Genomic DNA, 10182 nt, shown 5'->3' with positions numbered 1-10182 from the left:
CAATCCTTAGCATCAGCTTAAAAATTAATTTGTCCAAATTATTGGGTTCGGTTCATTTTAGAGCTTTTATCTTATATTCCCATTTCCATGAATAATATATTTATACGTAGTTAATTCTTTTAATCCCATAGGACCACGGGCATGTAGCTTTTGTGTCGATATTCCCATTTCACATCCTAACCCAAATTCATTGCCATCGGTAAACCGCGTGGAAGCATTGACATATACAGCAGCACTATCAATTAAATCGACAAACAATTGTGCGTGTTTCGCATTATTTGTTACTATGCTTTCTGAATGATGCGTGGAATGTTTTTGAATATGAGCAATAGCTTCTTGTACATTGTCCACTACTTTAACAGCTAGAATATAATCAAGAAATTCCGTATCAAAGTCTTCTGAACTTGCAAGAATTCCGTCTATTATTTTTAAAGCTTTTTCATCTAATATTAACTCCACTTGCGGAATTCTTTCTTTTAATTTAGGAAGAAATTGAGGAGCAATGTTTTTAGCTACTAATAAAGTTTCTTGGGCATTACATACCGATGGACGACTTGTTTTCGCATTTTCGACAATATTTAAAGCCATTTCGATATCACAGTCCTCATCTACATATACACTACAAATACCAGTTCCTGTTTCAATACATGGGACTTTGGCATTTTCAACACATGATTGAATTAAGCCTTTTCCTCCTCTTGGAATTAATAAATCAATGTATCCGATGCCATTCATTAATTCATAGGCACTTGTTCGAGTTGTATCTTCAATTAATTGAATCATGTTTGGATCACAATTTGCTTGTGCTAATCCTTTTTGTAAAGCTGAGACAATCGCAAAAGCAGAATGCCAAGCTTCTTTTCCTGTTCTTAAAATACAGACATTCCCACTTTTAATCGCAAGACTCGCTGCATCACTTGTCACATTGGGTCTACTTTCATAAATGATGGCAATCACACCTAAAGGAACACTTTTCTTTTGAATCAATAAACCATTTCGTTTTACTTCATCTAAGATAATTCCTGTTGGGTCTTCTAATTCCATTACTTCTAAAATACCATTGGCCATAGCTTGAATTCTTTGTTCATTTAATTCAAGGCGATCTAATTTTGTAGACGTAAATGTATCTTTTACTTGGTCCACATCCATTTGATTGGCTTGTATAATTTCATTAGTGTGTTTTATTAAAGACTGAGCCATAAAATAAAGTGCCTTATTTTTTTCTTGTGTTGAAAGATGAATTGAATTAGAGACTCTTTTGGCTTCTTGCATAATTTCTAATGTTGTCATACCTTAACTCCTTTAAATAAAGTACCCACTTCTTTATGCTTCATAATGTCATACAAAATATTAGGATCTTTCCCATTGGCAATTATCATATTACATCCAGCTTGTGTCACAATTTGAGCTGCTTGAAGTTTAGTAATCATTCCACCGGTTCCTACTTTAGAATGTGAATTCGAAGCTAATACTAAAATCGATTCATCAATGGAATTCACAACCGAAATTAATTGGGCGTCACTGTTTTTAGTTGGATCGGATGTATAGAGTCCATCTATATCCGATAAAATAATATATAATTGAGCATTTAAACTTTTGGCAACAACAGCTCCTAGTGTATCATTATCACCAATTTCAATTTCACTTGTACTAATTGTATCGTTTTCATTAATAATCGGTATACAATTGAAATTCAATAATTTTTCTATCGTATTAATGCAGTTTTCTTTTCTTTGTTCGATGTCTTCTTTAGTGACAAGAATTTGTCCTATCGTATGATTGTATCGTGAAAATAATTGATCATATGTATACATTAATTCACTTTGTCCAATCGAAGCAATGGCTTGTTTCTCGCAAAGAGAATCTGGTTTTTCCTTTAATCCGAGTTTTCCTAATCCCATAGCAATAGCTCCACTTGAAACAAAAATAATTTCATGGCCTTCGTTTTTAATGTCGCTTAACACTTTACATAGACTTTCAATTCTACGAATGTTTAATAAACCTGTTGATGGATACGTTAATGTACTAGAGCCCACTTTTACTACTACTCTCATATTTTTCACCTACTTTTGTCCATTCTATCATAAATTAGTGTAAAATTAATACGAAACGAGGGATATTATGTATACAGATTCACATTGTCATATTACCGATGATTCACTTTATTCTCGTATTGATGAAGTAATGGATCATATTAAAGAAGAAAAGATTACTAGTTTAATGGTTATTTGTTGTAAAGAAATTGATTTTAAAAGAGCTTTGGTTTTAAAGGAACAATATCCTTTTATTCGTATTGCCTTTGGATGGTATCCTGGGGATGCTTTAGAAATTGAAGAACAAAATTATCAGTTATTAATTGATCGTATTGATTCCCTTGATTGTATTGGTGAAATTGGTTTGGATTATTATTGGGATGATTCTTTTAAAGATAAACAAAAAGAAGTATTTATTCGTCAGATTCAAATTGCGAATGAATTTAATAAACCCATTGCGATTCATATGCGTGATGCGACAAAAGATACATTAGATATACTTAGAGAATATAGTCAAACTAAAATTATTTTCCATTGTTTTTCAGGAAGCGTTGAAACGATGAAAGAGTGTTTAAAAATGAATTCGCTTATTTCTTTTGCGGGTCCTATCACATATAAAAATGCACGTCAGGCTTTAGAGTGTGTTGAACAATGTCCTATGAATCGTATTTTAACAGAAACAGATTCACCTTATTTAACTCCTGTTCCTTTTCGTGGTAAACAAAATGAGCCCAAGAATGTTTCATTGGTCGCAAAAAAAATCTGTGAAATAAAACAAGTTGATGAACTTACTTTATGTTCACAGATTGAAAATAACTTTAATTTATTTTTTAAGTAGTTTTTGGTATTCGTTACCAATATAAATTGTATCTTGATCTATCACAATTGGTCGTTTTACTAACATACCATTTTGTGCTAACAAAGAAATCAATTGTTCTTGAGAACAAGTTGATTTCTTTTCTTTTATGTTTAGTTCACGATACAATTTACCGTGTGTATTAAACAAAGAATCTAACTTTACACCTTTTGAAATCCATTCTTTGATTTCATCTTCTGTTGGATTGTCTTTAACAATGTCACGATATTCAACTTCGTATTCTTCACTTAATAATTTATAGGCTTTAATGCAAGTTGAACAACGTGGATATCCAATAAATGTCATCATTATTCTTGGTGATGTGCTAAAGCTGTATTTAAAGCAGTTGATAAAGATGTATTATCTTCAACAGCACGAATTAAAGCAGCCATTAATGGAGCAACAGAAATTACTTTCATTTCTGGATATAATCTTTGGTGTTCGTGTTGATCAATTGTATCTGTACAAATGAATTCAGCTAATCCACTATTTGATAATCTTTCAATAGCTGGTCCTGATAAAATTCCATGTGAACAAACGGCATAAACTTCTTTTGCGCCTTTTTCTTTCAACATTTTGATACCAGAAACCAATGTTCCCGCTGTATCAACCATATCATCGATAATAACAGCTGTACGACCTTCAACTTCTCCTAATAATCCCATAGCTTCAGCTACATTTGGTCTAGGACGACGTTTGTCGATGATTGCGATTGGAGCATCTAATTCTAGTGCTAAATTACGAGCACGAACTGTACCACCATGGTCTGGTGAAACAACCGTAATGTCTTCGATGTTTTTATGTTTTAAGTAATTCGCAATTAATTTTAATGCTGAGATATCATCAGCAGGGATATCGAAGAATCCTTGTTCTTGTGTTGCGTGTAAATCAACTGTAACGACGCGATCCGCTCCAGCTGTTTCTAATAAGCTCGCAACTAATTTTGATGTAATTGGTTGACGAGGTTTCGCTTTACGATCTTGTCTTGAATAACCAAAATAAGGAATAATACAGTTAATTGTTGATGCACTTGCACGTTTACAAGCATCAATCGCAATTAATAATTCCATTAAATTGTCATTAACAGGTGCGTTTGTACTTTGTACAAAGTAAACATGTTTTCCACGAACAGATTCATCTAATTCAACTAAGATTTCTCCATCCGCAAAGTGATTTACTCTACATTTTCCTAATTCGATTCCTAATTCTCTACAGATTCCCTGTGCCAAGCCTTTACTTGATGTTAAAGCAAATACAATTGTGTCTTTCATTTGATTTTTTCTCCCACTCATACTTTTTATTTAAACATTTTTAATGTTCAAACCATTTCCATTTTTGAATTCAAAAGGACCTACTTTTTGATTCTTTTGAACTACACTATTCACAACTTTACTGTTGTCAATGCATGCTCCATCTTCAATGATGGAATCTTGAATTGTTGAATTTCCATAAATAGTCACATGATTTCCAATGACTGTTTTTCCTGTGATTTCAACATTTGGATAGATCACAACATCGTGTCCAATCACAACGTCTTTACCAATCATTGTGCGTTTTGGATCGATAATCTGAACGCCTTCTTTCATCCAATTGGTATTAATACGATTTGTCATCCATTCATAAGCTTTATGTAATTCTACACAGTCATTGATTCCCATGACTTCATCACGATTTTCAATGACAATTCCGTTAACTTTCTTTCCTTGTGAGGCAAGAATTTTTACCATATCTGTTAGATAATATTCGTTTTGTTTGTTGTTTGGTTGTAGTAAATGAAGATTTTTAAATAAATCCTGGTTATTAAAACAATACATTCCCGCATTAATTTCACGAATTAATTTTTGGTCTTCATTACAATCTTTTGCTTCTACAATTGCTTGTACATCTCCATTTTCATCACGAACAATTCGTCCATAATGAGCCCCGTCTTCTAAAACCGAAGTTAATAATGTACAAGAAGCATTTTCATTGGCTTTAAATAAGTTTTCCAATGTTTCGGGTTGAATACAAGGACCATCTCCATTAATAATTACAGTTTGTCCTTGTTCATTTTCTAATTGTTTACACTGCATAACGGCATGTCCTGTTCCAAGTTGTGGCATCTGCATCGCAAATTCACAATCAGGATATGCATCCATAATACTTTGTGCTTGATATCCTACCACGATCACAATTCGATTTACGTGAACCGCACGAAGGGCATCGATAATATATCCCAGCATAGGTCGATCAATAATCGGATGCATTAGCTTACTTGTTTCCGATTTCATTCTTGTTCCTTTACCGGCTGCTAAAACAATCGCATTTCGCATATTGTTACTCTCCTTTTGCTTATACATTCTATCAATTTTTACATAGATTTTAAACACGAAAAAGATAGTAATATTTACTATCTTAATCTAAATCATTGTATTGTTGTTGATATAACTCAATTTTACTTTTAATTTCATCAATTACACTTTGACAATTATTTACTTCTTGTTGAGCCGCATCCATATCTGCTTTGGCATTGTTCATATTGGTTGTCGCATTATTTAAATTTGCTTGTGCTCCAGAAAGACTCGTAGTCGCATTGTTGTAATCCGATTGTAAAGAATCCATATTAGCCTTAGCTGCTTCTACATCTTTCCAAATCGCATCACGCGTTTCTTGATCGGCATAATCGGTATTTAAATAATCTGTATAACGTGTGTTATATGTATTTTCATATGATTGATAAGTTGAAATGATATTATTGTAATCATTTACTTCGGCTTCATATTTAGATACATCACTAACGGCTTTGTTGTAGCTTTGTGTCGCATCATCTAAATCATTTTGGGCATCATCTAAATCTGATTTTGCGCTTCTTAAATCACTCTTTAAATCATTGATTTTATCTTTTAAATCCGCTTTCTTTTGCGCGGTTTCAGTATTGTTGTTTTTAGAATTTTCTTTTTCTTTACTAATAGCACTCGCTAATAATTCATCAAAAGTCTTTCCTGTTTTTTCTTCAAATGTTTTATTCACATCTTCTTTTTGAGATTTCGTTAACTTATTGTATTTTGATTCTAAATCAATGATTCCCATTTTTTCATCGTCACTATACCAATTATAATCTTGAACCCAATTAATAATTTCGTCATAGTATTCTTGTTGTTGTTCAGAGCTGATGTTGCCTCCTGTAAAGTTTTGAACAACTTTCACAACTCCAAAAATTAAAAGAATCGCAAGTAAAACACCTAAAACTGAAGCTACAATTACACCAATTGTTTTACCATTGTTCTTAGACTTTTTCGAACTTCCGTTTTGTGACGATTTTACTGTTTTCTTTAAACGAAAATCATCTTCTTCATCGTCTTCTACTTTTTCCTTTACAACTTTTTTTCTAGTTAATTGAGGACCTTTTTGATCATCTAATAACGATTGAATTTCATCATCGTCAATCACAACTGTACCTGAAACACTTCTTTGAGAATCCATTTGTTTTGGATCAAAAGCCATTGTTCCTGATAAATTAACGGGTTGTGTATCTTGTTTTTTATCTTGGGCACCTAAAACAATGCGCGTATCTCCTTGTTGTTCGGAAGCAAAAGAAGGAATTTCAGCTTCTTTCTTTTCTTCATGACGATTAACGCGACTTTTTTTAGATTCCGCAAACGCATCCATCTTTTGTTTTAATGTCTCATCTTCATAAGAATCCAAGATTCTAGAAATTTCATCTTGTTCTGTTTCTTTTCTCATAATCATCACCTGCTTCTATATTCTATCAAAACCTCTTTTGTTTTTCCATAGACTTTGATGCAATCCATTCAGGATGGGCTGATAATAAAAATACCACATCTGGGTGCAATAATACAATACCACGATGCATAGTATGTCCACTTGTAATCACATCATCAAATAATAGTTTCTTTTTTTGATCCATTGGATACATTAATTTCAATTGAATCACTTCTTCTATTTCTTTTCGATTTGAACTACTTGATTGTTTTATATCATTTGTTTTATAAAAAGGAGAATATACAAAATAATTACTTAATAACTTAATATTCGGTTCAAACCCTCGTTTCATTCGTCTTTCATTACTCGATGGCATAACACAAATAGAATGATTTTTTACTATTTTTTTAAATACATCTTGATAGTCTTTTAAGAATACTGGAGCTAGGGCAATATCGTTTTGTTCTTTGTATTGAAACAACAAACGTTCTAAGAATTCATTGTATTCATATAAAACATAGTACCATATCCCATCAATTAAATATGCTTTACGATGATTGATAAATTGGCTTTTACAATTAGGACAAATACATTCTTCATCAAATAATAATTCATTGATTGTATTTATTTTTTCATTGCATATCAGGCATCTTGATTCATTTGTTTTAATTGCTTGATGCAGTTTTTGATGGCATCGCTGTATGTTGAACATAAACAAATTCCTTTCCCTTCTGGTGAAGTAAAACTTCTTCCAATTCGACCAAATATTTGAATTAGACTACTACATGTGAAAACACTGTGATTGGCTTGATACACAAATACATATACATCTGGAATCGTAATTCCTCTTTCTAATAATGTAGTACTAATTAAACATCGAAATGATTTGTTATGGAATTCTTGTAATACTTGGTCTTTATTTACAAATTGAGAATGAACATAGGCATTGGATACAAATGGTTTTAATAAATAGTGCATTGTAATACAGTCTTGAATAGTGGGAACGAATAATAAGATTTGATGGGATTTATATTTATTTAAGTAATATATAATTAATATAAATTGTATAAATTTAGCACAAACAAATACTTTAGGAATAGGTAAAGGATGTCCATGTGGTCTTTGAAATAACGTTACAACTTCACTTTTGTGTAATAAAGTTTCATCAGGGGTAGCACTTAAATATAGTTTTTGTCCAATACAGGAAAGAGAAGCAATCGTTTCTAGTACTTCATTTCCTATATAAGGAAAGGCATCCACTTCATCCATAATTAATAAATCAAAACAATAAGGATAGCGATATAATTGATGCATTGTACATACAATAATATCTCCATCGATTTCATCGATATAGCCTTGGGCAACGCAAACAACATGTAAAGATGGAAATACGCTTTGTAGTCTATCTTTTAATTCAAGAACCACTTGTCTACGACTAATCGCAAAACAAACTTTCTTTCCTTCTTTTAAATAAGAACAAATACTTTCATATGTGATTTCTGTTTTACCAGCTCCAGTACAGGCATATAAGAACACATCTTTTCCTTGTTTTAATAGCGTACAAACTTTATGTGATGTTTCTTTTTGTTTAGGGGTTAGGGGATACTTTAATTTTGGACTTGTATTAATCATCTTTTTCGATAGTGTTACTTTTTTGATAGGCGTATTGGCATCAAGTCTAGAAAACATAATGCATTTTCGACAGTAATAAACACCTGAGTCATAATAGAATAATGTAGGGTCGGTATTGTTGCATCTAAAACATTTCATATTTATATATTCGTAAAAATTTTAAAAAACGCAAAAAAAAGAAGCTAATTAAAAAATATTAGCTTCTTTTAAGCGTTTACTTGCTTCGTATATAGCTTGTTCATCTTGCACAAGGGCAATACGAACATAACGATTTCCTTGTTGACCAAAAGCTTGTCCTGGTGTGACAACAACACCGGCTTTGTTTAATAGATCTTTTGTGAATGTCATTGAATCTACATAGTTATCTGGAATTTTAGCCCACATAAACATTGTAGCTGGACTTGATGGAACATTCCATCCTGCTTCATTAAAAGCTTTAACCAGTGTATCTCTTCTTTTTTGATAAGCTAAACATGTTTCTTTAATCTTTTCTTTTCCTTCTTTTAATGCTTTAATGGCTCCGTATTGAATTGGTTTGAAAATACCATAGTCCATATTTGATTTTAAAGTATCAAAAGCTTGTACAACTTCATGGTTACCTACAACAACTCCAAGTCTTGCTCCTGCCATTCCAAATGTCTTCGAAAAAGAATTTAATTCAATTCCAACTTCTTTAGCTCCTGGATACGATAAAAAGCTTTTTCCTTCTTTTCCATCAAATACTAATTCACTATAGGCATTGTCATGTAAAACAATAATGTCGTATTTCTTCGCAAATTGAATTAATTCTTTATAAAATGAATCAGGTGCTGTAGCACAAGTAGGATTGTTTGGATAAGAAACAATCATCATTTTCGCTTTACGAGCAATTTCTTCATCGATTTTATCAAATTGAATTAAATAATCATTTTCCTCTAACAATGGCATATAATGCACATCAGCTCCAGCAATTTTAGGTCCATCACTAAAAATAGGATAGTAAGGATCAGGTACTAAGACAATATCTCCTGGATCACATACTGACATTGGTAAAATACTAAGTGCTTGTTGAGATCCTGATACACAAAGCATTTCGTTGTATTCTAAATCAACGTGATATCTTTGTGCATACCATTCTTTAATAGCTTCTTTCATTTCGTCCATATCAGTAATGGCATATTTCCAATTTTCAGCATCATCCATTTTTTCTTTTATTTCATCAATAATAAAAGATGCAGGTGGAATATTAGGAGAACCAATTGAAAAATCAATCACGTCATTTCCTGTTTGTGCAATATAATCTTCCTTCATTTTTTTAATTTCCGTAAAAATAGAAGTACCAAATGCTTCCATACGCTTTGTTTGAATCATATATCCTCCAACTATTTAAAAAGGTGTCTTTACGACACCTAGTTTTATAAAAAATGTTTTTTTTATTTGTTGTTAAATCCGTATTTCTTGTTAAATTTTTCAATACGTCCTTGAGCAGCCGCGAAACGTTGACGTCCAGTAAAGAATGGGTGGCAGTTACTACAAGTATCTACACGCAATTCATCACCTTTGATTGTGCTTCCAGTTTCGAATTCAGCTCCACATGAAGTACAGATGCATTTAACAGTGTGATAATTAGGATGAATTCCTTTTTTCATACTATTTTCCTCCTTCCGCCTTAGACTCTTAGAGCCCAAAGTAAGTGCTATCAAATTTTAGCATTCAATCCTATAAATATCAAGATAATAATCATAAAAATTTGTTATAATAGAAGCTATGAAAGCACTACAACACCTTAAAACAATTACACATCATAAATTAAAAGTAACTTGGCTATGTTTTCGTTGTCATTTATTCAAACAAGGAATACTTCATGATTTAAGTAAGTACTCCTACATTGAATTAAAAACCGGTTTTACTTATTATCAAGGATATCGTTCTCCTATCGATGCTGAAAAAGAAGAAAAAGGATATTCTTTAGGTTGGCTT

12 protein-coding genes are annotated in these 10182 nt (G+C 32.0%); 2 read left to right on the top strand and 10 right to left on the bottom strand.

The features are described 5' to 3' along the window. Window positions 1–66 precede the first annotated feature (66 nt). Together ACI313_RS03905 and proB are read right to left on the bottom strand one after the other, a co-directional pair. Window positions 67–1290, bottom strand: coding sequence for a glutamate-5-semialdehyde dehydrogenase (locus tag ACI313_RS03905; protein WP_439755313.1), 1224 nt, complete (start codon window positions 1288–1290; stop codon window positions 67–69). Beyond that, window positions 1287–2054, bottom strand: a complete 768-nt coding sequence (proB, locus tag ACI313_RS03900; protein WP_439755312.1) for a glutamate 5-kinase — start codon at window positions 2052–2054, stop codon at window positions 1287–1289. The genes ACI313_RS03905 and proB overlap by 4 nt, the downstream gene beginning before the upstream one ends. Before the next feature lie 67 nt (window positions 2055–2121). Here proB and ACI313_RS03895 point away from each other — a divergent pair, with 67 nt between their 5' ends. Next, window positions 2122–2871, top strand: a complete 750-nt coding sequence (locus tag ACI313_RS03895) for a TatD family hydrolase (protein ID WP_439755311.1) — start codon at window positions 2122–2124, stop codon at window positions 2869–2871. Here the strand turns inward: ACI313_RS03895 and ACI313_RS03890 are convergent. The 8 genes from ACI313_RS03890 to rpmE form a co-directional block, all read right to left on the bottom strand. Continuing rightward, window positions 2857–3198 carry a Spx/MgsR family RNA polymerase-binding regulatory protein gene (locus ACI313_RS03890; protein WP_320608640.1) on the bottom strand — a complete coding sequence of 114 codons (342 nt, stop codon included), beginning with the start codon at window positions 3196–3198 and terminating at the stop codon, window positions 2857–2859. The two genes, ACI313_RS03895 and ACI313_RS03890, sit on opposite strands and share 15 nt — an antisense overlap. Beyond that, window positions 3198–4160, bottom strand: coding sequence for a ribose-phosphate diphosphokinase (locus ACI313_RS03885; protein WP_320608639.1), 963 nt, complete (start codon window positions 4158–4160; stop codon window positions 3198–3200). The genes ACI313_RS03890 and ACI313_RS03885 overlap by 1 nt, the downstream gene beginning before the upstream one ends. A gap of 30 nt (window positions 4161–4190) precedes the next feature. Continuing rightward, complete coding sequence (locus tag ACI313_RS03880; RefSeq protein ID WP_439755310.1) at window positions 4191–5201, bottom strand: bifunctional UDP-N-acetylglucosamine diphosphorylase/glucosamine-1-phosphate N-acetyltransferase GlmU; 1011 nt, start codon at window positions 5199–5201, stop codon at window positions 4191–4193. An 82-nt stretch (window positions 5202–5283) separates the two neighbouring features. Continuing rightward, complete coding sequence (locus ACI313_RS03875; RefSeq protein ID WP_439755309.1) at window positions 5284–6612, bottom strand: hypothetical protein; 1329 nt, start codon at window positions 6610–6612, stop codon at window positions 5284–5286. A 25-nt stretch (window positions 6613–6637) separates the two neighbouring features. Continuing rightward, window positions 6638–7303, bottom strand: coding sequence for a ComF family protein (locus ACI313_RS03870; protein WP_439755308.1), 666 nt, complete (start codon window positions 7301–7303; stop codon window positions 6638–6640). Continuing rightward, a complete protein-coding gene (locus tag ACI313_RS03865) occupies window positions 7234–8361 on the bottom strand; it encodes a helicase-related protein (protein WP_439755307.1) in 1128 nt (375 codons plus the stop codon). The genes ACI313_RS03870 and ACI313_RS03865 overlap by 70 nt, the downstream gene beginning before the upstream one ends. 48 nt (window positions 8362–8409) lie before the next feature. Further along, entirely contained in the window at window positions 8410–9573 is a 1164-nt protein-coding gene (locus tag ACI313_RS03860) for an aminotransferase class I/II-fold pyridoxal phosphate-dependent enzyme (protein ID WP_439755306.1), read from the bottom strand. 62 nt (window positions 9574–9635) lie between these two features. Then, window positions 9636–9851, bottom strand: a complete 216-nt coding sequence (gene rpmE, locus ACI313_RS03855) for a 50S ribosomal protein L31 (protein WP_320608633.1) — start codon at window positions 9849–9851, stop codon at window positions 9636–9638. Between the two features lie 118 nt (window positions 9852–9969). On the opposite strand from rpmE, the gene ACI313_RS03850 reads away from it, so the two are divergent. Further along, on the top strand, window positions 9970–10182 hold a 213-nt coding region (locus ACI313_RS03850; RefSeq protein WP_439755305.1), incomplete at its 3' end, for a DUF5662 family protein.

The sequence above is a fragment of the Floccifex sp. genome (assembly GCF_051873495.1).
Classification (GTDB): domain Bacteria; phylum Bacillota_I; class Bacilli_A; order Erysipelotrichales; family Erysipelotrichaceae; genus Floccifex.
Note: the sequence above shows the minus strand (reverse complement) of the source record. Positions and strands in the feature narration are given on the sequence as shown.